Here is a 20,302-nt window from a genome sequence, read left to right as displayed (position 1 = left end):
ATGGCGCTCGTCACTTCCGACACTGGCGCGCCGCGCATCTTCGCTTCGCCTCTCGCGCGCCGTCTGGCGAAGGAGGGCGGACTCGATCTTTCCGCGCTGCAAGGCTCCGGGCCGCATGGCCGCATCATCGAACGCGACGTGAAAGCGGCGCTGGCGCGCGGCGAGACGGCCAAAGCGGCGCCGCTCGCCGCGGCGCCTACGGCGGACGCAACGCGCAAATTCTTCGAGGCCGGCTCCTACGAGGAAATTCCCCACGACAATGTGCGCAAGGCGATCGCGCGCCGGCTGACCGAGGCCATACAGACCATTCCGCTTTTCTATCTCAACGTCGACTGCGAGATCGACGCGCTGCTGCGCCTGCGCGAGGATTTCAACGCCGCCGCGCCGCTGGGGTCCGACGGCAAACCGACGTGGAAGACGTCGGTCAATGATTACGTCGTGAAGGCGCTCGCCATCGCCCTGCAGCGCAAGCCCGAGGCCAATGTCACCTACACGCCGGACGCGCTGCTGCGCCACAAATCCTCCGATATCGGCGTCGCCGTGTCGATCCCTGGCGGGCTCGTGACGCCGATCATCCGTAACGCGCAGGCGAAATCCGTTCGCGAGATTTCCGACGAGATCAAGGAGCTCGCCGGGCGCGCCCGCGCCCGCAAGCTGAAGCCGCAAGAATATGAAGGCGGCGTGTCGGCGGTGTCCAATCTCGGCATGTATGGCGTGCAGAGTTTCACGGCGCTGATCAATCCGCCGCAGTCGACGATCCTGGCGGTCGGGCAGGGCGAGCAGCGCATGATCGTCAAGAACGGCGCGCCCGTTGTGGCGACGATGATGAGCGTGACGCTGTCCTGCGATCACCGCGCCGTCGACGGCGCGCTCGGCGCCGAGCTTTTGGCCGAATTCAAACATGTCATCGAACATCCGGCGATGATGTTCGCCTGAGAGAGGTCGACTTGCAGCTTCAGTCGACCCTCACCTGTCCACACTGCGCGCGCGCCGAAACGCTCGACATGCCACAGGACGCCTGCGTCGTCGTGCATGTCTGCGTCTCCTGCGGCGCCCGGCTGACGCCAAAGACGGGAGACTGCTGCGTGTTCTGCTCTTATGGCGACATTCCGTGCCCGCCCGTGCAGAGGGAGGGCGATTGCTGCGGCGGTCCGATGGACGGGGCGCGCTAATCGCGGCATATGGCTTGCCTGGAAAAGCTCTAAACGGGCAAGGAGCGGGCGCGTGGCGACGGAAGCTGACATTTTGAAGGCTCTGGAAGGGCTCTACGGGCCGGGCGGCGCGCCGCTCGCCGGCGCGGTAAGCGGCGTCAATCTGTCGGGCGCCAAAGCCTTCGTTTCGCTGGCCGGCGATCCGAGCCAGACGCAGGCCTGGGAGGCGGCGCGCGTGGCGGCCGAGCGCGCGATCAAGGCGGCGCCCGGCATCGAGCAGGCGATCGTGACCTTGACCGCTGAACGCGCCGCGCGCCCCGAGGCGCCGCCGCCTCGGACTCAAGCGCAAGCCCATGCCCATGGCCATGCGCATGCCCACGGGTCCGGCGCGCCGCCGCCTCAGCAAAAAGCCGGCATTCCGGCGCTCGAAAAAATCCGCTTCATTGTCGCCGTCGCCTCGGGCAAGGGCGGCGTCGGCAAGTCGACGACGTCGGCCAATCTGGCGCTTGGCCTCGCCGCTCAGGGCTGGCGCGTCGGCCTGCTCGACGCCGACGTCTATGGCCCCTCGATGCCGCGGCTTTTCGGCTTGACGGACAAACCCAAGGTCGAAGGCGGCAAGCTCGCGCCGCTCGAAGCCTATGGCGTGAAGATCATGTCGATGGGCTTTCTCGTCGACGAGAACGTGCCGATGGTCTGGCGCGGTCCGATGGTGTCGCAGGCGATCTCGCAAATGCTCGGCGAAGTCGCTTGGGGAGAACTTGACGCGCTCGTCATCGACATGCCGCCCGGCACTGGCGACGTTCAGCTCACCATCGCGCAGCAGGTGCCGCTCGCGGGCGCGGTGATCGTCTCGACGCCGCAGGATCTGGCGCTGATCGACGCGCGGCGCGCCGTGGCGATGTTCCAGAAAGTCGAGGCGCCGATCCTCGGCGTCATTGAAAATATGAGCTACTTCCTGTGCCCCCATTGCGGCGGGCGTTCCGAGATCTTCGCGCATGGCGGCGCGCGCCACGACGCCGAACAGATGGGCGTGCCTTTTCTTGGCGAGGCGCCGCTGGACATCAAGATCCGTCAGACCTCGGACGCCGGGAGTCCGGTGGTGGGCGCCGAGCCCGACAGCCCGCAGGCCGCCGTCTATCTCAATCTCGCGGCGAAGGTGAAAACGCTGCTCGAAACGCAAAAGCAGCGCGCTGCGCCAAAGATCGTCGTCGGCTGAGCCGAGGGCGCAAAAAAAAGCGCGCCTCCCGTTCAGGAGGCGCGCCAGGCGGGCCGATCGCTGCGGCCGTCAGGGAGCGCTAGCGTTCAGAAATGACTCGGGATCCAGGACGTATCGCCTGCGTCCCATTTGTAGTTGTAGCCGACCGTGAACTGGGTGGCGCGTCCCCAGGCGGTGATGACGGCGTTTGTATTGTAATGGGGGAGCGCATTCAGTGGAATTGCGGGAGCGAACGCGCGGCCGACGAAGGGAGCGTTCTCGTAGTAGCTGACCGAGTTCTTGAAGTCGTAAAGGGCGGCGAAATCGATCGACGAATTCTTCGTCAGCTGATAGCCGAAGCCGCCGGTGACGGCGTGGGCGCCGACAAGAGGCGCCAGCGCCGCCAGCGTCGCGGAGCGCTCTCTCATCAGCAAGGTCGAGTAATGGTAGCCGACGCGCAGCGTCAGCTTTGACTCGGTGCGCCATTCGGCGCCGAAGGAGGCGGAATCGGTGTCGCGCCAATCAAAGCCAGCGCCGCCGGACGAGCCGAACGACCCGTACCAGATGGGAAAACTCGCGTTGCCAGCAGTGGTCGCCGAATAGAAGATGTGTCTCCAGTCGGCCATCAGCGTGACGTTGGGCAGAACGTCATAGGCGACGCCGGCGATCAGCGTCGCCGGAATGTCGAAACTGCCCTGGTCCGCAATAAGTCCCCGATACTTCTGCAGCTTCGACATGAACATGGGCGTCGCGCCAGCGAGGCCAAAGCGCAATTCATTCGTCGCGCGCCACTCGACGCCGACCCGGAACCCGCCGCCGACCGACCAATCATAGGCCATGTCGGAAAAGTTGTACATGTTGGAGGAGTAGGGCGAGAGGATTTTCAGTCCCTGCGCGTTGAACATCTGGATCGCGAGCGTGGGCGCGAAGCCCACGGTGATCGGACCAAATCTTCGGGCGTAGGTGGCGCTCATAAAGGACTGTTGCAGATCCAGTCCCGCCCAGCCGCCGCCGAGGACGCCGCCGAATGAAGGAGAGACCGTGATCGCGCCTCCCGGGCCCGCCTTAACCGGAGGCTTGAAATGCCCAAAGTCATAGGCGGTGTTGAGGCCGCCATTGCCGTAATTCGCGACGCCCCATGCGGAGTCGGCGTCAATCGGGTGGACATAGCCGGCGTTTGGCACCGGAAAGATCGGTCGACCGCTCCTCACGTCGCCGGGCGCCAGGACAGCTGGCTGGCCTATGGTTGAGTAACCGCGCTCGGGCAGGCTCGCGGCGATCCCGATCTGAAACTCCCGCTCGAGTCCGACGATGCCGGCCGGGTTGATCGACATGGCCATTGGATCTCGGGAGTCGGCCACGCCGGCGCCGCCCAAGGCTCTCTGACGCGGGCCGTAGCCTGTAAGGAAATAGCCGTCGGCGCCGAAGGAGAAGGAAGGCGCAAGCGCTGCGATTGCGGTCAGCGAGAAGAGGAAGCTGCGCGAATTTGGTTTTTTCATTGTCGGCGAGTCCCGAGGCGAACCGTCTCTTGAGCCTCGCCATCGGCGGGCATTCGCATGTCGCGCCGAAGTTCGACGCGTTTTTTACAGTGTGTTAAACATTACAAGACCCGCTCGCTTTTAGGGGCAAATTCGCCTTCACAAGCAAAGATTTCTCGTCTCTGTAACGTCTTTGCAACACATGTGCTGTTTGCGCCTTGCGCGCCTCAGCGCAAATCGACAGTAAGGGCCGCGTCTTCCCGCGGCGCGCTCGGCGCCGGAAAGAGCAACCGACGCCAGACGCCGTACCAGCTTCCCGCAATCGCTGCGAGCGTCAGCGCCAGAACCAGTTTTGGCCATGGGGGAGGCTCGAAGCGCAGAAGCTCCGAGATGACGGGCGCGTAAAGGCTGGCCGTCAATATCGCGCCGGCCGCGAAGGCGACGCCCCAGAACGGCAGATTGTCACGTGAAAACAGCGAGGCGCCGCGCGGAAGCGCATCCGAGAGCGCAAGCACGAGATTGCTGACGACGAGGGTTGCGAAGGCGAGACCGCGCGCCTGCGGCTCCGGCGCGCCAAATCCATCGTCAATGATGTAGACCGACATGACGGTCAGAAAGACGACGAAGCCCTGGACGAAGCCAAGCCAGAGTTCGCGCGAACCAAAAAGCGGCTCATCGCGCCGGTGAGGCGGTTTGAGCATGGCGTCGGCCTCATTGGGCTGCGACTCGAAAACGAGCGCGCAGGTCGGGTCGATGATCAGCTCCATCAGCACGACATGCGCCGGCAGCAGCAGCGGCGGCAGCCCCAGCAGGATCGGCGTCAGGGCGACGCCGGCGATCGGAATATGAATCGCCGTCACATAGGTAAGCGCGCGGCGCAGATTAGCGAAGATGCGCCGCCCCAACGCCACGCCAGCGACGATCGACGCAAAGCTGTCGTCGAGCAGCACGATGTGCGCGGCTTCGCGCGCGACGTCGGAGCCGCGCTGGCCCATAGCGATTCCGATATGCGCGGCGGCGAGCGCCGGCCCGTCATTGACGCCGTCGCCGGTCATGGCGACGATATGGCCGTCGGCTTTGAACGCCTCGACCAGCGCCAGCTTGCTTGTCGGCGTCACGCGGGCGAAGACGCGCATGTTGCGGATTTTTTCGGGACGAAGTTCGTTCGGCGTCGCCGCGATCTCAGCGCCGGTGAGCACGCCGGCTTCAGAATCGATGCCGGCTTGCCGCGCGATGGCGAGCGCCGTCGCAGGATAGTCGCCCGTGATCATCGCCACGGCGACGCCCGCGCGCCGCGCGGCCGCGACGGCTGCGGGGACATCCTCGCGAAGCGGATCCTCAAAGGCCAGCAGACCGATGAAATCGAATGACGCCGCTTCCGGCGGCGGCGCTTGCGGCAGCGGCGCCGTCTCCGCGACGCCAAGCACGCGCAGGCCGCGATGCGCCAGATCCTCGACTTTCGTCTGTAGGCGTGCGCGTGCTGCGTCCGAGACTCGCGCGAGTTTGAAGATTGCTTCCGGCGCGCCTTTCGCGGCGTAGCTCTCGCCCGACGCATCGCGCCAGCACTGAATGAAGGCGAGCAGGTCCGGGCGGATCGGGAAGCTGCAAAGGGGGGCGGCTTCGGATACGACGCCCCCTTCCGCCGCGAAGGCGTGCACGGCGCGATCCATGGGATCGAGGGGATTTGCCGACGAAGCGCGCAAGGCGGCGCGGATCAGCATGCGTCGCCTCGCATCCGCGAGCGGCGCATCGACCGCCTGGATGCTCTCGGAAATAGCGAAGGCGACGCGCATGCGGTTCTGGGTGAGCGTGCCGGTCTTGTCGACACAGAGAATCGACGTAGAGCCCAGCGTCTCGGTCACCGAAGAACGACGCACGAGCACGTTGCGGCGCGCCAGCCGAAAGGCGCCGAGCGCGAGGAAGATCGCCAGCACCATCGGAAATTCTTCCGGCAAAAGGCCGATGGCGAGCGTGATGCCGGCGATGGCGCCTTCGAACCAGTCGCCATGCGCGAACCAATAGGCGAGAAACACCAATACGCAAAAAAGGAGCGCGAAGGCGCCGAGCATGGCGACCAGCCTGCCGGTCCTTTGCTGCAGGGGACTGGGCTCGGCCTCTATCGCGGCGAGCGAGGCGCCGAGACGGCCCATCGCCGTGCGCGCGCCTGTGCGCACGACCTCGGCCAATCCCGATCCGCGCGCGATCATGGTTCCCGCAAAAAGAAAGGGCGTATGTTCGCCGCCAGGATCGGGAAACTCCGCCGCGCGGTCTTGCCTTGCGAGAGATTTCGTCACCGGGGCGGACTCGCCCGTGAGGAGGGACTCGTCGATGACGAGCGCGTCGCCGCCGATCAGCAGCGCGTCGGCGGGCGCGCGCTCCCCCTCGCCGACGAGGATCACGTCGCCCGGGACCAGGTCGCGCGCGGGGATGCGCCGCTCGACGCCGTCGCGCAGACACGTCGCGGTGGGTTCGGCCAGTCGGTTGAGCGCTTGAAGGGCGCGCTCGGTTCGCAGCTCCTGCAGAACAACGAGCGTGATCGAGGCGCCCGCGCCGGCGACCATGAACAGGCCCTCGCCCAGATCGCCGACGAAAAGGTAGAGCAACGCGGCGGACGCGAGCAGAAAGAACATGGGTTCCTTCAGCGTGCGCAGCGCAATCGCGAATATGCCCGGCGGGGGCGCTCTTGGCTGCTCGTTGGGCCCGTATTCGGCAAGACGCCTCTCGGCTTCCTCCGACGTCAGGCCCTGAAAACTTAAATTCCTCATAGTCTGGGCTCGTCGGGGCTATACGCTATTTTGCCGGTATCGCCACGCGAGCTTGCGACACGAGTGTGAACGCGGTAATTTTTCCATAATGGCGAGGGGCGCCGCAAGCGCGGCTGAGAAGCACCCGTCGAACCTGATCCGGGTCATGCCGGCGTAGGGAAGGCCAGCGAAGAAGCGAACGGCGCCTCGCGTCGACGCTGTGATAGCGCATCCCTCCTTCGTCTTCGTGACTCAGCGTCCGCTTCCCTTGACGAAGCGCGATGAAGGAGCGCGATCATGAATATCCACGACAAGCGCATGCCGGCGAGCGTCACCACCGGGCCGATCGGGACATCGCGCAAGGTCTATTCCTCGCCCATTGGCCGCGACGACATTCGCGTTCCCTATCGCGAGATCGCGCTCAACCCGTCCGCCGGCGAGCCGCCGCTTCGGGTCTACGACCCTTCAGGACCCTATGCCTGCGCATCCTTCACGCCCGACCTTTCGGCGGGATTGCCCTCGGCGCGTCCCTGGCTCGCGACGCGCGCCGGTCTGGAGCCCTACCAGGGACGTGGCGTCAAGCCCGAAGACAACGGCTTCGCCGAAGGCGAACGCCTCGTCCCGCCTTGCCCGGCCGAACGCAAGCTTTATCGCGCATCGGGCGCGCAGCCCGTCACTCAGCTTGAGTTCGCCCGCGCCGGGATCGTTACGGAAGAGATGATCTATGTCGCGCATCGCGAGAACCTCTGCCGCGAGCGCGCGCTCGACGTCGCCAGGGAGCGCATCGCCGACGGCGAGAGCTTTGGCGCCGCCATTCCCGAATTCGTCACGCCCGAATTCGTGCGCGCGGAAGTCGCGCGCGGCCGCGCCATCATTCCGGCGAACGTCAATCACCCGGAGCTCGAGCCGGTCATCATCGGCCGCAATTTCCTCGTCAAGGTCAACGCCAACATCGGCAATTCGGCCGTCACGTCTTCCGTCGCCGATGAGGTGGAAAAGATGGTGTGGGCGATCCGCTGGGGCGCCGACACGGTGATGGACCTCTCCACCGGCCGCAACATTCACAACATCCGCGACTGGATCATCCGCAACGCCTCCGTCCCGATCGGCACGGTGCCGATCTATCAGGCGCTCGAAAAAGTCGGCGGCGACGCGCTGAAGCTCGATTGGGAAGTTTTCAAGGACACGCTGATCGAGCAGGCGGAGCAGGGGGTCGATTATTTCACCATCCACGCCGGCGTGCGTCTCGCCTATGTGCCGCTGACCGCGAGCCGCGTCACCGGCATCGTTTCGCGCGGCGGCTCGATCATGGCGCGCTGGTGCCTGTCGAAGCACAAGGAGAGCTTCCTTTACGAGCGCTTCGACGAGATCTGCGACATCATGCGCAGATATGACGTGTCCTTCTCGCTCGGCGACGGTCTGCGCCCCGGCTGCAACGCCGACGCCAATGACGCCGCGCAATTCGCCGAACTGGAGACGCTTGGCGAATTGACGAAGATCGCCTGGGACAAGGGCTGTCAGGTCATGATCGAAGGCCCCGGCCATGTGCCGATGCACAAGATCAAAGCCAATATGGACAAGCAGCTGAAGGTCTGCGGCGAGGCGCCGTTCTATACGCTCGGCCCGCTCGTCACCGACATCGCGCCGGGCTATGATCACATCACGTCAGGCATCGGCGCCGCGATGATCGGCTGGTTCGGCACCGCTATGCTGTGTTACGTAACGCCTAAAGAGCATCTCGGCCTGCCGGATCGCGACGACGTCAAGACCGGCGTCATCACCTATCGCATCGCGGCGCACGCCGCCGATCTCGCCAAGGGCCATCCGGCGGCGCGCGAACGCGACGACGCGATGAGCCGCGCGCGTTTTGACTTCCGCTGGGAGGATCAGTTCGAGATCGGCCTCGATCCCGACACGGCGCGCGAATTTCACGACGAAACGCTGCCAAAGGAAGCGCATAAGGTCGCGCATTTCTGCTCGATGTGCGGGCCGAAATTCTGTTCGATGCAGATCACCCGCGATCTGCGCGAAGAGGCGAAGGAGATCGAACGCCAGAAGGGCATGGCCGAAAAGAGCGCGGAATTTTTGGAGAAGGGCGCGGAGATTTATGTGAAGGAAACCCTTCTCCCCTAGCGCGCGCGTAACCCTCTCCCTGTGGGAGAGGGTGGACGCCGAAGGCGGCCGGGTGAGGGGTCCGCCTTTCCGGCAAAGCGCCCACCCCTCTACCCGGACCTTCGGTCCGACCCTCTCCCGATGGGAGAGGGTTGCGCGCGTTTTTTCTTATCTTTCCTATTCTGAGAAAGGATTGCGCGGCTGAATTGTAAAGCTATGCTTTTGTTGCCCGCGCTTTCAGGATGAAATTAATGTCGGACCGCCGATTTGATGTTGCGGTTTACGTGAAGGAGTCGTGAGGCGGCTTACGGCGCGCGCCATCGCAGACCCGGAAAGCGCGCGAAATCGCGGTCGAGCGTAATCCACTCGCAATCCCACTCGATGGCGAGCGCAGCGAACCAGGCGTCCGTCACCATGGGTCCGCGCGTCTGCGTCTCGAGACAGAGGCGCTCAAAAATTCGCCAATGGCCGTCGCCTGGCTCGACGAGACGACAATTATGCTGCGCGAGAATGTCCGCGCAAAAGCCGAACGCTTCGTCAAGGGAGCTCGGCGATTGATAGAACCTCGTGCTGGTTGTAATCCGTACGACTGCGCTCAAAACGAGGCGTGATACAGCAAATGGCGCGCGGCTATCGAAAGCGTCATCAAGCCATCTCCGACAATGTGCATGACGAGGCGCATCGGCTCGAAACGCCTCTACGAGCACATTGACATCGGCTAGATTCAATTTTCTGAACGGCTATATTGCGATTTGAGGCGCTCATGGCGCTCGATGTCGTCCTGCTCGTCGACATCGCGCAATCTGGGAAAATCTACGCCTCTCGCGGGGCCTCCCGTCTCCAGGCTAATCCGCGCGTAGCGAGGCGGCGTCGGCGAGGCGTGCCGTTCTCCCGCAAGGACAAGGCGAAGACCTTCCTCGATCATCGACGTCAAGGTGCGATCATCGGCCGCCGCTCTTTGGCGCGCGCGACGCAGGAGATCCTCTGGAAGGCGGACGGTGGTTCGTTCAGTCACACGAGTGACATAACGTCTATATGTCTGTATGTCAAAAACAGGCATGGGAAACGCCCGGCCGAAGCCGGGCGTTTTAAATTGCTTAGCTCTTTCCGATCACCTCGACGCGCACCTGTCCGGTGCCGCGTTCGATGAGGCCGAGCTGGGTCGCCGCGCCGCGCGACACGTCGAGGCTGCGTCCCGTCCAGGCCGCCGGTCCGCGGTCATTGATGCGCACCACCACCGAACGCCCCGCGTAGGTCAGGCGCAGACGCGTGCCCATCGGCAGCGTGCGGTGGGCGGCCGTCATGTCCCACATGTTGAAGAGTTCGCCATTGGCGGTGTGGCTGTTGGGTTCGTAGCGGCGCGGGCCGCCGCCGTAGAATGACGCGTTGGCGGTGAAACCCTGCGAAGCTTCCGCGTGGCGCGAAGCATCGTGCGAGGCGTCGTGCGAGGCATGGCGCGAGGAATGACGGGAGGCGTGATGCGCCAGAGCCGGCGCGGTCGTCAGTGCAAGGATCGTCATTACGCCACAGATACGATTCATTCAGGATTGCTCCGTTTACCCACAATGCGTGAAGGAAGCTGACGAGCGCATTCGCTTCGTCAAGCGCACAGTTTCCATCCGTCTGAATGGAGGCGAAGTCAAATTAGTTAATTGTGAATTGTGGCAAAATATGTGCTGGCAATATCCTGGCGCATATGTTCGACGCAGCGCACAATATTCTCGATAGCGAGTCGATTTATTCAAATTCTTGTCGTTACAGGTCTTTGCAGAGTTGCATTTTGTGCGATATATGTGCAATCTATACTAGCTTAAGCGCTGCGGCGCGGGGGAGTGACAAGAGCGGGCGGAGGCGGCAAACATGCGCGCCGGGAGACTCGCCAATGACAGACGAAAAGCGCGCCGCGATCATCGGCGTCGTCACCGCCTCGGATCGCGCGAGCGCCGGCGTCTATGAAGATGAGAGCGGTCCGGCGATCGAGGCCTATCTGCGCGCGGCGCTGACGACGCCCTTCCGCATCGAGCGGCGGATCATTCCTGATGGGCTGGAAAGCGTGCGCGACACGCTGATCGACCTGGCCGACGTTGTCGGCTGCGACCTCATCGTTACGACCGGCGGCACGGGCCCGAGTCCCCGCGATCTGACGCCCGAAGCGACGCTCGCAGCCTGCCCGCGCGAACTGCCCGGCTTTGGCGAGCGGATGCGACAAGTCTCGCTGGCGCAGACGCCGACGGCGATCCTGTCGCGGCAAGTGGCCGCCCATCGCGGCAAGTGTCTGGTGATCAATCTGCCGGGCAAGCCGAGGGCGATCGAACTCTGTCTCGACGCCGTCATGCCGGCGGTGCCGTACTGCCTGGATCTTATCGGCGCGGCCTATATCGAGACCGATCCGGCGCGTGTCGCAAGTTTCCGTCCCAAAGCAAAATAACCGCCCGTTCGGGCAGCGTCCGACGTCGGGCCCAAGCTGCGCGCTTCTCATCGCGGCGCCTCGCCTGTATAGGAAAATGGCGCGTCACGAAATGCGAATCGAAGCCGCTAAGCTGCGGGAGGCGAGGGCGACTGAACATGAACGAACTGCGTTTGGTGGTAGTCGGCGCGGCGGGCCGCATGGGCCGGATGCTGACCCAGATCATCCCCGATACTTTGGGCGTCCGACTGACTGCCGCTCTGGAGCGTCCCGGCTCCGCGGCGCTCGGCGCCGACAGCGGCGGCGCGGCGCCCAACGGCGTGCCGATCACCAGCGACGTCGGCGCCGCCCTCGGCGACGCTGACGCGATCGTCGACTTTTCGTCTCCGAGCACCAGCGTGGAACTGGCCCGCGTCGCCGCGCGGGCCCGTGTGGCGCATATTATCGGCACGACCGGACTGTCTCAGGACGATCTCGCCGCCATCGCCGAATGCGCGCGGGAAACGGCGATCGTGCGTTCCGGCAATATGAGCCTCGGCGTCAATCTCCTCGCCGTGCTTGTCGAACGCGCGGCGCGCGCGCTTGGACCGGCATGGGACGCCGAGATCGTCGAGATGCATCACCGCCTCAAAGTCGATGCGCCATCGGGAACGGCGCTGCTGCTCGGCGAGGCGGTCGCGCACGGTCGCGGAATCGACCTCGGCGACAACAGCGCGCGCGGACGCGACGGTTTGACGGGTCCGCGGCGGATCGGCGAGATCGGATTTGCGAGCCTGCGCGGCGGCACGGTCGTCGGCGACCACACGGTCGTCTTCGCCGGGGCCGGCGAGCGCATCGAATTCTCGCACCGGGCCGAGGATCGGGGCGTCTTCGCCCGCGGCGCCCTGGCCGCGGCGCTGTGGACCCGCGGGAAGGCCCCCGGGCTCTACTCCATGGCCGACGTGCTTGGCCTTTCCGGCGCCTGATATCGACGAGAATTTATGAGCATGAATCGCACCCTCGTTCTGGTTCGCCACGGTCAAAGCGAGTGGAACGCCAAAAACCTTTTCACGGGGTGGAAAAACCCCGATTTGACGCCGCTCGGCGTCGAAGAGGCGCGCCGCGCCGGCCGCGAGCTGAAGAAGCGGGACATTCTCTTCAGCGTCGGCTTCACCTCCGCTTTGCTGCGCGCGCAACACACGATCGATCTCATTTTCGAGGAGCTGGGCCAGACGAGTGTCCCGACCATCAAGGACCGCGCGTTGAACGAGCGCCATTACGGCGATCTTTCCGGGCTCAACAAGGACGAGGCGCGCGACAAATGGGGCGAAGAGCAGGTGCACCTTTGGCGACGCTCCTATGACGTGCCGCCTCCAGGCGGCGAAAGCCTGAAGGACACGGTCGCGCGGGTGGTGCCCTTCTACGTCCAGCGCATTCTGCCGCCCGTGATGCGCGGCGAACGGGCCCTGGTGGCGGCGCATGGCAATTCGCTGCGCGCGCTCTGCATGGTGCTGGAGCAGATGACGCCCGAGAGCGTGACGACCCTCGAGCTCACGACCGGCGTTCCGATTATCTATCAGCTGAACGCCGATTCGACGGTGGCGTCGAAGACGGTGTTGGCTTAGCGCGCTTGCGGCGGGAAGCATCCTGACTCAGCGCCGTGTGGACGGCGTCGCAAGTCGGGTCACTCAGGTCCCTTTGAACATCGCCTGAACCCTCTCGGCCAATTCATCGAGCGTGAAGGGCTTGCGCAAAAGCTCCATATTCGGGGCCAGCTGTAATGTCTCCGTCGATTTACCCGCGTATCCGGTGATCAGCAGGATCGGCAGATCAGGTTGCGCGGCTCGGGCGGCGTCAGCCAATTGAAGTCCGCCCAACCCAGGAAGGCCAACATCGCTGATCAAGAGGCACAACGGCTCGCCTGATTCTATTATTTTCAGTCCTGCCGTCCCATCGCCGGCTTCGATTGTATTGTAGCCCATTTCAGCGATGGCGCCGACAATTAGAGAGCGCACCTCCTCTTGATCCTCGACGACCAGGGTTTTTCCTCGCTTCGCAGCGCAAGGGGAATCGAATTTCATCCCGGTCGTCCGCTGGTCTTTGGCGGCTGGGTATGGAAGCAGAGCGTGTCCCGGCAGATAAATTAGCGCTCTGGTCCCCTCGCCCGAGGCGCTTTCGAGTCGCACGTGCCCGCCAGATTGTTTGACGAAGCCGTAAACCTGCGACAGGCCCAAACCCGTCCCCTGTCCCGGGGGCTTTGTTGTAAAAAACGGTTCGAAAACGCGGCTGAGCAGATCATGACTCATCCCCACGCCGCTGTCCGTCACCTCGATCTCAATATAGTCTCCTGGCTCAACATCGGGATCGGAAGAATCGCTCGCTAACGTCCGATCGGCGGTCGCGATCCTGAGCACGCCGCCTTGCGGCATGGCGTCCCGAGCGTTGATTGCGAGATTCAATAAGACGCTCTCGAGTTGGGAGGGATCGCAGCTCACGCTCCAGCGGCAGCCCAAGCTTAGATCCAGATGGATTTCGGGCCCCAACGTTCGGCGCAGCATTTCCTCCATGCCTGCCACGAGCTTGTTGGGGTCGATCTCTCGCGGCAACAACGTCTGTCGACGCGAGAAGGCCAGCATGCGGTTGGTGAGGCTGGAGGCGGTCGTCGCCGCTTTCCGTATCGCCGACAGGGGCCGGTCTATCGCGTTCGCGCGCCCAAGCGTAATCTGGCGCTCGATCACATTAAGCGAACCGACGATGACTTGAAGCACATTATTGAAGTCGTGCGCGATGCCGCCGGTCAGCTGGCCGAGCGCTTCCATTTTTTGCGCATGGAGCAGCCGCTCCTCGCTCGCGAGCAGCGCAGCATTAGCGTGACGTAGCTGCTCCATCGAAGGAAGGGTGAGAAAATTCGGCATAGCCCACCATAACGCGACCGCCGTCGCGACGGAGACGATCGCAGTCGCCGCTTTGACGAGCCCCTGCAAGCCATAGAGCGGGGTCCAGAGAGTGAAAAGATCGAACAGATGCGTCATGCCGCACAGCAGGATGAACGCGGCAAACAGCCATAACAGCGGCCGAAATATGAGATCGCTCCTCCGCTTTCCCACGATCACGAGCGTCAGGGGGATTGAGAAATACGCCAGAGCGATAATGGCGTCGGAAACCGCATAGAGCCAGATCAGCCCCGGTTCCCACAGCAAGCAGTAACCATGCGGCGACAGGCCAGAGGTGTCAAAGAGCCACTCGCTCAGTGCAGACAGCATGTAACCAGCTCCAGAGAAGTATTGCGAAGCATTGAGAGCTGAGCGCGTGACGGACGAAGCCTTCAGCGTTGCTTTGCGCGAATGCTTTTAATGGCGCCTGTGCCTTTGCCCCCCAGGAGAGACCCCGCTTTAATCTTCCTAGCACGATCGTTGTCGCTGCGGCACCCAGCAACATTTCGGTCGAAATGCTGCTCACCCACAATGCGCTGCAAATTGGTTCAGCTTGCGCGAGTGCCTTTCAGCCATAGCGCCGGATAGACGACACGCCCGTTCGGCGCCACATGTCGCTGCATGCCTGAAATCGCGCCCGGCGCGTTCCACTATCCGAGCTTTCTCGACGCAGCGGCGCAGAGGGCGCTGGCCGAAGAGATCGCGCAGGTCATCGCGGCCGCGCCGCTTTATGTTTCGACCATGCCCAAGACCGGCGCCCCCATGTCGGTGCGTATGACCAATTGCGGCGCGCTTGGCTGGGTCAGCGACAAGGAGCGGGGCTACCGCTACGAGCCGCGCCATCCCCAGACAGGGCGTCCCTGGCCGGCGATGCCCCAAAAGCTTCTCGAATTGTGGAGCGAACTCGCGCATTACCACAAGCCGCCGGAAGCCTGTCTGGTGAACGTCTATGACGCAACGGCGCGCATGGGCCTTCATCAGGACAAGGATGAATCGGATTTCGCCGCGCCGATTCTCTCCTTGTCGTTTGGCGCGGACTGCCGCTTTAGACTTGGCGGAACGCGACGCAGCGACAGCGCGATGGCGTTGGCGCTTTCTTCCGGAGATGCGCTCGTGCTCTCTGGACCCGCGCGGATGCGCTATCACGGCGTGGACAGGATTCTGCCGACGCTCAACCCGCTTTTGCCGGACGCGCTGGCGGCGTTCGGCGTTCGCGTCAATTTGACGCTTCGGCGCGTCACTTAAGCCAAGGGTTCAGCGGGCGTTCACCGCTTCCGGGATAATGTCCCGAACAGTGAACGTAACCTCCGACGTAGTTGTCTTGAACGCCGGCTTCGTTGTAGTTTGCAACCCGTCTAAAGAGCGTCGGCGAGGCGCCAATATTTGGCCGGGCGCGTTTTTAAAAAGGGCGGGCGCGACGCGAACGCCGGATGAGGAAAGGAACAAGGATGAAGACAATTTCCCTGCTGACGTTCGCCGCGAGCGTCGCTTTCGCCGCATCCGCCGGCCAGGCTCTCGCCGCCGGCGATCCAGCTGCGGGCGAAAAGATCTTCGCCAAGTGCAAAGCCTGCCATCAGGTCGGCGAAACCGCCAAGAACGCCGTCGCGCCTCAACTCAACGGGATCGAGGGCCGCAAGGCGGGCTCCGTCGAGGGGTACAACTATTCCGAGGCCGACAAGAATTCCGGCATCGTCTGGGACGAAGCCAGCTTCAAGGAGTTCATCAAGAATCCGAAGGCGAAGATTCCCGGCACCAAGATGATCTTCCAAGGCCTGCCCAACGAAGCGGACCAGGAGAACGTGTGGGCCTATCTCGTTCAGTTCGGCCCCGACGGCAAGAAGAAGTAAGCGCGCATCATCTGACGCAACGTTGCTGGCGGTCCTGTTCTCAGGGCCGCCTTTTTTGTTGCGCTCTTGGATGAGGAGAAAATCAGGCGCGGGCCCCGAGGCGCGACTGAATCAAAAATACAACAGTCAATAAAAAGCGACGATTTCGTCTTTGTAAGACTTCCAGTCAAAACCTCCTTTATGTCGCAATTCGGCAACACTCAGTTACAATCTTAAATATTCGCATAGAAGCTTTCCAAGCGGCCGAGCCGCGTAATTGACCGTTCTGAAAAAGAAAATGACGTTCTCCTGGCTCACAACCAGGGGCAGACATGATTCGGAAACAATCGACATCGCGACGCGCGCGCTTCGCCGCCCTTCCTCCCGCGGTGGACGGAGGGAGAGGCGCGGCTTCGGTCGGCGCCCTCATTCTCGCCGCCACGTTGACGCCCACGCTTCCTGCTGTTGCGCAATCCCAATCCGGGCCCCTGCCGCCCATACGAGTCGAGGCGCCGCCTGAAAAGCCGCGCGCGGTCTCGCAGGCGAAGCCGAAGCCCGTCGCCTCGCAGGCGCGCTCCGCGAGCGGCGCGCAAAAATTGCCTCCCATCGACGTTGGGGGCGCGCGACGCAGCGCTCGGGTCGCGCCCGTGCGCTCCGCTGTGGTCACAGCGTCCACCGTATCGACCGGGACTGCCGGCGCGGCCTCGACCGGGGCGGGCAGCGCGGCCTTTGCCGCGGCTGTCGCCAATGTCGGCCGTAACCCGACCGACGTTCACGGCTACTTCGCAGGTCGAATTTCAACCGCTACGAAGACCAATACGCCGATCCTCGACATACCGCAGTCGGTCACGGTTCTGACGCGACAGCAGCTCGACGATCGCAACAGTCTCGCACTGGAAAATGCGCTGGCCTACGTCCCCGGCGTGACGGTGGCGCAGGGCGAGCGAAACCGCGATCAGATCACCATTCGCGGACAGAACACGACCGCGGATTTCTACATCGACGGCATCCGTGACGACGCGGAATACTATCGCGATCTCTATAACATCCAGGCCGTCGAAGTGCTCAAAGGCCCCAGCGCGCTGATCTTCGGCCGCGGCGGCGGCGGCGGCGTGGTCAACCGCGTCACCAAGAAGGCCGACGGCGAAACGATAAATGATCTGCGGGTCGTCGGCGGCAGTTTTGGCCGCAAGCGCGTCACCGCCGACTTTGGACGGGCGATCACCGACCAGGTCGCCGTGCGTCTTAACGCCCTCTATGAACAGTCCTACGGCTATCGCGACTTCGACAAGCTCGAGCGATGGGGCGTCAACCCCGCGGTGAGTTGGAAGCCTTTCGAGAACACCTTCGTGCTGTTCAATTACGAGCATTTCCGCGATCGGCGCACGGTGGATCGCGGCGTGCCGTCCTTCGGCGGGTTCCAGTTCCTCGGCGAGAATATTTACCCGGGCTATCCGTTGCCAACCCCGCGTTCGGCTTTCTTCGGCGTCGGCAATCCGTCCGTGCGCGACGTGAACTACTCCAGAATCAACATGGACCGCGCCGCTCTCGTGATCGATCACACGACTGAGTTCGGGTTGAACATCCGCAATCAGTTCGCCTGGGCGAATTACGACAAGCTATATCAGAACACATTCCCCGATCAGACGCTGGGACAGGTGTCGCAACAACTCAATCCGGCGTTGAACGGGCTAAGCCCGATGACGATCACGCCGGTGGGCGTCGCGCGACTCGACGGCTATCTCGCGCCGACGCCGCGGCGCAATATCTTCAATCAGACGGACTTGACCTATAAATTTGAGATGACGCCCGAGATCCGCCACTTGATGCTCGTGGGGACGGAGTTTGGCAATCAATGGTCTTTTACCGGAAGAGACATCTCGCGCTTCAACAATCCGCTCAACGGGCCGCGACGGCTGACGACGCCGTTCTGGGCGCCGACAGTTTACGCTCCGGTCTTCTTCGACAATTTCTTTGATACCGCGACGCGGCGCTGGAACACGAACCTCGACATTGGCTCCGCCTATGTGCAGGACCAGATCGAGGTGACCAAATATTTCGATGTTCTCGCCGGCGTCAGGTTCGACAGCTTCCATATGAGGTTCAACGACGGGATCACCTTCGAAAATCAGAGCCGCCTCGATAACAAATGGTCGCCGAGATTCGGTCTGATTTTCAAACCCGTGGAGATCGTCTCCTTATACGGAACCTATTCGCGCTCGTTCCTGCCGCAGTCGGGCGATCAGTTCAATCAGCTGCCGAGGTCGGCCGCGAGTCTGGCGCCGCAGGGCTTCGAAAATATCGAGTTCGGCTTCAAGGCGCAGCTCCTGCCGACGCTGCTGTTCACGGGCGCGATCTATCAATTGAACCGTTCGAACCAGGCGTTGACGCTGACTGCGCTGACCTCCGTTCTCGCCAATACGCGCACGCAAGGCGCCGAACTGGGACTCACCGGCAATGTGACCGACGAATGGCAGGTCTCGCTTGGATATGGAAACCAGGACGCGCGAGTGGTGTCGAGCAATTCCGCCTTCAATCCGCGGCAGCCCTTCCTGACGGATGTCGGCAAAGTCAATCCGTCGGTTCCAAGAAACACGTTCTCGTATTGGAACCGTTACGATGTGTCGTCGTTCGTTGGCGGCGGCCCGGGCGTGCTCGGATTGGGCGCCGGCGTGATCTATGCTTCGAGCTTCTATCCGTCTCTCGACAACAGGGTGATCGTGCCCGGTTACGCACGCATCGATGGCGCGGTTTTCGTCAAGGTGACGGAAAACATCTCCGGCCAGCTCAACATCGAGAATCTCACCGGCGCGTACTACTACGCCTCGGCGCACAACAACAACAACATCATGCCCGGCGCTCCGCGCTCGGCCTATGTCACTGTCAATGCGAGGTTCTAGCCGGCGAAACTTCGCCGGCCCGCGGATGGGCGCGCATGGACGGCCTTGGCGCCTGCGAATGTGCGCGCTCTCGAAGCCGCACAGGCGAGCGGCGCCGAGTTAAAGCTCTTGCGCCACGCCCGCTGGTCCTGCACCTAGGGCGCCGTGACCCGCAAGCCCGACGAAATATCCGCCGATCTGATGCAGCCGCTGGCGACCCTGCCGGTGTTCTACGCCCTTGCCGGGCGGCGCGTGCTCGTCGTCGGCGGCGGCGAAGCGGCGGCCTGGAAGGTCGATTTGGCGGCCGCGACCGGCGCGCGGGTCGACGTTTTTGCGCCTGCGCCCAGCGACAAGCTTCGCGAGATCGGCGCGGCGCGCGGCAACGTCGCCATTCACGAGCGCGCCGTCGAGCCCGACGATTTCGCCGGCGCCGCCATGGGGCTCGGCGCGATTGAGGACGATTCGCTCGCGCGTCAGGTCCATGAGTGGGCGCGCGCGGCCGGCGTGCCGCTCAATCTCGCCGACCGGCCTGCGCTCAGCGATTTCATCATGGGCGCCATCGTCAATCGCTCGCCGCTCGTCATCGGCGTTTCGACCGGCGGCGCGTCGCCGGTTTTCGCCCAGGCGGTGCGCGGCCGAATCGAGACGCTGGTGCCGGCGACGTTTCAGGCGTGGGCGCGCGCGGCGCAGGCCTGGCGGCCGCTGGTGCGCGCGTCCGGACTCGACTTTCTGGCGCGGCGCGATTTCTGGCGCCGCTTCACGCGGCTCGCCTTCCGCGACATCGAGCGCGCGCCGCAAGAGGATGACCGCGCGGCGCTGATCGAAGAGGCGCGCGCCGGCGCCGAGGCCACGGCGCGCGGACGCGTCACGCTGGTTGGGGCAGGGCCTGGCGACCCGGAACTGCTGACGCTGAAGGGCATGCGTGCGCTCGCCGGCGCCGACGTCGTGCTCTTCGACGATCTCGTTCCCGCGAGCATTCTCGATCTCGCCCGCCGCGAAGCGACCCGCATCAACGTCGGCAAACGCGGCTATGCGCCCTCGGTGCGGCAGGAAGAGATCAGCGCTCTGCTTGTCGAACTCGCGCGCGAGGGCAAAAATGTCGTGCGGCTGAAAGGCGGCGATCCGCTCATCTTCGGGCGCGCCAATGAGGAAATCGCCGCGCTGCGCGAGGCAGGCTTCTCGATAGAGATTGTGCCCGGCGTGACCGCCGCCTGCGCCGGCGGCGCCGCGATCGGCGCCTCGCTGACGAGCCGGGAGACGGCCCGGCGTTTGCAATTCATCACCGCGCACACGAAGGACGGCGAATTTCCCGAGGACTTCGATTGGGGCGCGCTCGCCGACGAACGCGCCACGACGGCCGTCTATATGGGCAACCGCACGCTGCCGGAATTGTCGCGTCGTTTGCTGCAGGAGGGCATGTCGCATGATACGCCCGCCTTCCTCATTGAACGCGCGTCCACGCCGCATGAGCGGGTGGTCAAGGGCACGATCGCGGATTTGCCGGGTAAAGCGGCGGAACAGACCATCGTCGGTCCGGTGATGGTGCTGATCGGCTGGGCGCTGGCGGAGAACTGATTTCGCGCTATTGTTTTGAAAGA

16 protein-coding genes and 1 riboswitch are annotated in these 20,302 nt (G+C 63.6%); of the genes, 11 read left to right on the top strand and 5 right to left on the bottom strand.

The window, feature by feature from the left end; genetic code table 11:
* Genes BN69_RS01690 through BN69_RS01680 form a run of 3 tightly spaced genes read left to right on the top strand, consistent with a single transcriptional unit; the run spans window position 1 to window position 2,367 of the window.
* Window positions 1-936, top strand: coding sequence for a 2-oxo acid dehydrogenase subunit E2 (locus BN69_RS01690; protein WP_014889807.1), 936 nt, complete (start codon window positions 1-3; stop codon window positions 934-936).
* 11 nt (window positions 937-947) lie between these two features.
* Complete coding sequence (locus BN69_RS01685; RefSeq protein ID WP_041926756.1) at window positions 948-1,172, top strand: GDCCVxC domain-containing (seleno)protein; 225 nt, start codon at window positions 948-950, stop codon at window positions 1,170-1,172.
* 52 nt (window positions 1,173-1,224) lie between these two features.
* Window positions 1,225-2,367 carry an Mrp/NBP35 family ATP-binding protein gene (locus BN69_RS01680; RefSeq protein ID WP_014889805.1) on the top strand — a complete coding sequence of 381 codons (1,143 nt, stop codon included), beginning with the start codon at window positions 1,225-1,227 and terminating at the stop codon, window positions 2,365-2,367.
* 86 nt (window positions 2,368-2,453) lie between these two features.
* Here the strand turns inward: BN69_RS01680 and BN69_RS01675 are convergent, their stop codons facing one another.
* Window positions 2,454-3,845, bottom strand: coding sequence for an OmpP1/FadL family transporter (locus tag BN69_RS01675; RefSeq protein WP_014889804.1), 1,392 nt, complete (start codon window positions 3,843-3,845; stop codon window positions 2,454-2,456).
* Window positions 3,846-4,051: 206 nt separating this feature from the next.
* A complete protein-coding gene (locus BN69_RS01670) occupies window positions 4,052-6,589 on the bottom strand; it encodes a cation-translocating P-type ATPase (RefSeq protein WP_014889803.1) in 2,538 nt (845 codons plus the stop codon).
* Window positions 6,590-6,673: 84 nt separating this feature from the next.
* A riboswitch (TPP riboswitch) is annotated at window positions 6,674-6,767 on the top strand.
* 98 nt (window positions 6,768-6,865) lie between these two features.
* Here BN69_RS01670 and thiC point away from each other — a divergent pair.
* The gene (thiC, locus tag BN69_RS01665) at window positions 6,866-8,701 is read left to right on the top strand and encodes a phosphomethylpyrimidine synthase ThiC (RefSeq protein ID WP_014889802.1); all 1,836 of its coding nucleotides are present in this window, start codon (window positions 6,866-6,868) and stop codon (window positions 8,699-8,701) included.
* A gap of 284 nt (window positions 8,702-8,985) precedes the next feature.
* Here thiC and BN69_RS01660 read toward each other — a convergent pair whose 3' ends face one another.
* Together BN69_RS01660 and BN69_RS01650 are read right to left on the bottom strand one after the other, a co-directional pair.
* A complete protein-coding gene (locus tag BN69_RS01660; RefSeq protein ID WP_041926755.1) occupies window positions 8,986-9,408 on the bottom strand; it encodes a type II toxin-antitoxin system VapC family toxin in 423 nt (140 codons plus the stop codon).
* 369 nt (window positions 9,409-9,777) lie between these two features.
* Window positions 9,778-10,221: a septal ring lytic transglycosylase RlpA family protein gene (locus BN69_RS01650; protein ID WP_014889799.1), complete on the bottom strand. Its 444-nt coding sequence runs from the start codon at window positions 10,219-10,221 to the stop codon at window positions 9,778-9,780.
* Window positions 10,222-10,562: 341 nt separating this feature from the next.
* Between BN69_RS01650 and mog the strand changes: the two genes are divergently transcribed.
* From mog to BN69_RS01635, 3 genes are all read left to right on the top strand, one after another.
* Window positions 10,563-11,108: a molybdopterin adenylyltransferase gene (gene mog, locus BN69_RS01645; protein WP_014889798.1), complete on the top strand. Its 546-nt coding sequence runs from the start codon at window positions 10,563-10,565 to the stop codon at window positions 11,106-11,108.
* Between the two features lie 137 nt (window positions 11,109-11,245).
* Window positions 11,246-12,052: a 4-hydroxy-tetrahydrodipicolinate reductase gene (gene dapB / locus BN69_RS01640; protein WP_014889797.1), complete on the top strand. Its 807-nt coding sequence runs from the start codon at window positions 11,246-11,248 to the stop codon at window positions 12,050-12,052.
* A gap of 15 nt (window positions 12,053-12,067) precedes the next feature.
* On the top strand, window positions 12,068-12,691 hold the full coding sequence (locus BN69_RS01635; RefSeq protein WP_014889796.1) for a 2,3-bisphosphoglycerate-dependent phosphoglycerate mutase: 624 nt from the start codon (window positions 12,068-12,070) through the stop codon (window positions 12,689-12,691).
* A gap of 63 nt (window positions 12,692-12,754) precedes the next feature.
* Here BN69_RS01635 and BN69_RS01630 read toward each other — a convergent pair whose 3' ends face one another.
* On the bottom strand, window positions 12,755-14,329 hold the full coding sequence (locus BN69_RS01630; protein ID WP_014889795.1) for an ATP-binding protein: 1,575 nt from the start codon (window positions 14,327-14,329) through the stop codon (window positions 12,755-12,757).
* Window positions 14,330-14,620: 291 nt separating this feature from the next.
* Between BN69_RS01630 and BN69_RS01625 the strand changes: the two genes are divergently transcribed.
* From BN69_RS01625 to cysG, 4 genes are all read left to right on the top strand, one after another.
* Window positions 14,621-15,244, top strand: a complete 624-nt coding sequence (locus BN69_RS01625) for an alpha-ketoglutarate-dependent dioxygenase AlkB family protein (protein ID WP_014889794.1) — start codon at window positions 14,621-14,623, stop codon at window positions 15,242-15,244.
* Between the two features lie 203 nt (window positions 15,245-15,447).
* Window positions 15,448-15,846: a cytochrome c-554 gene (locus BN69_RS01620; RefSeq protein WP_014889793.1), complete on the top strand. Its 399-nt coding sequence runs from the start codon at window positions 15,448-15,450 to the stop codon at window positions 15,844-15,846.
* Between the two features lie 311 nt (window positions 15,847-16,157).
* On the top strand, window positions 16,158-18,725 hold the full coding sequence (locus BN69_RS01615) for a TonB-dependent receptor (RefSeq protein ID WP_244435010.1): 2,568 nt from the start codon (window positions 16,158-16,160) through the stop codon (window positions 18,723-18,725).
* 144 nt (window positions 18,726-18,869) lie between these two features.
* The gene (gene cysG / locus BN69_RS01610) at window positions 18,870-20,279 is read left to right on the top strand and encodes a siroheme synthase CysG (protein WP_014889791.1); all 1,410 of its coding nucleotides are present in this window, start codon (window positions 18,870-18,872) and stop codon (window positions 20,277-20,279) included.
* Window positions 20,280-20,302: the final 23 nt, after the last annotated feature.

Origin of the sequence: Methylocystis sp. SC2 (assembly GCF_000304315.1) — a bacterium.
In the GTDB taxonomy this organism is placed as follows: domain Bacteria; phylum Pseudomonadota; class Alphaproteobacteria; order Rhizobiales; family Beijerinckiaceae; genus Methylocystis.
The sequence above is the reverse complement of the archived record's forward strand: the minus strand, read 5'-3'. Positions and strand labels throughout refer to the sequence as shown.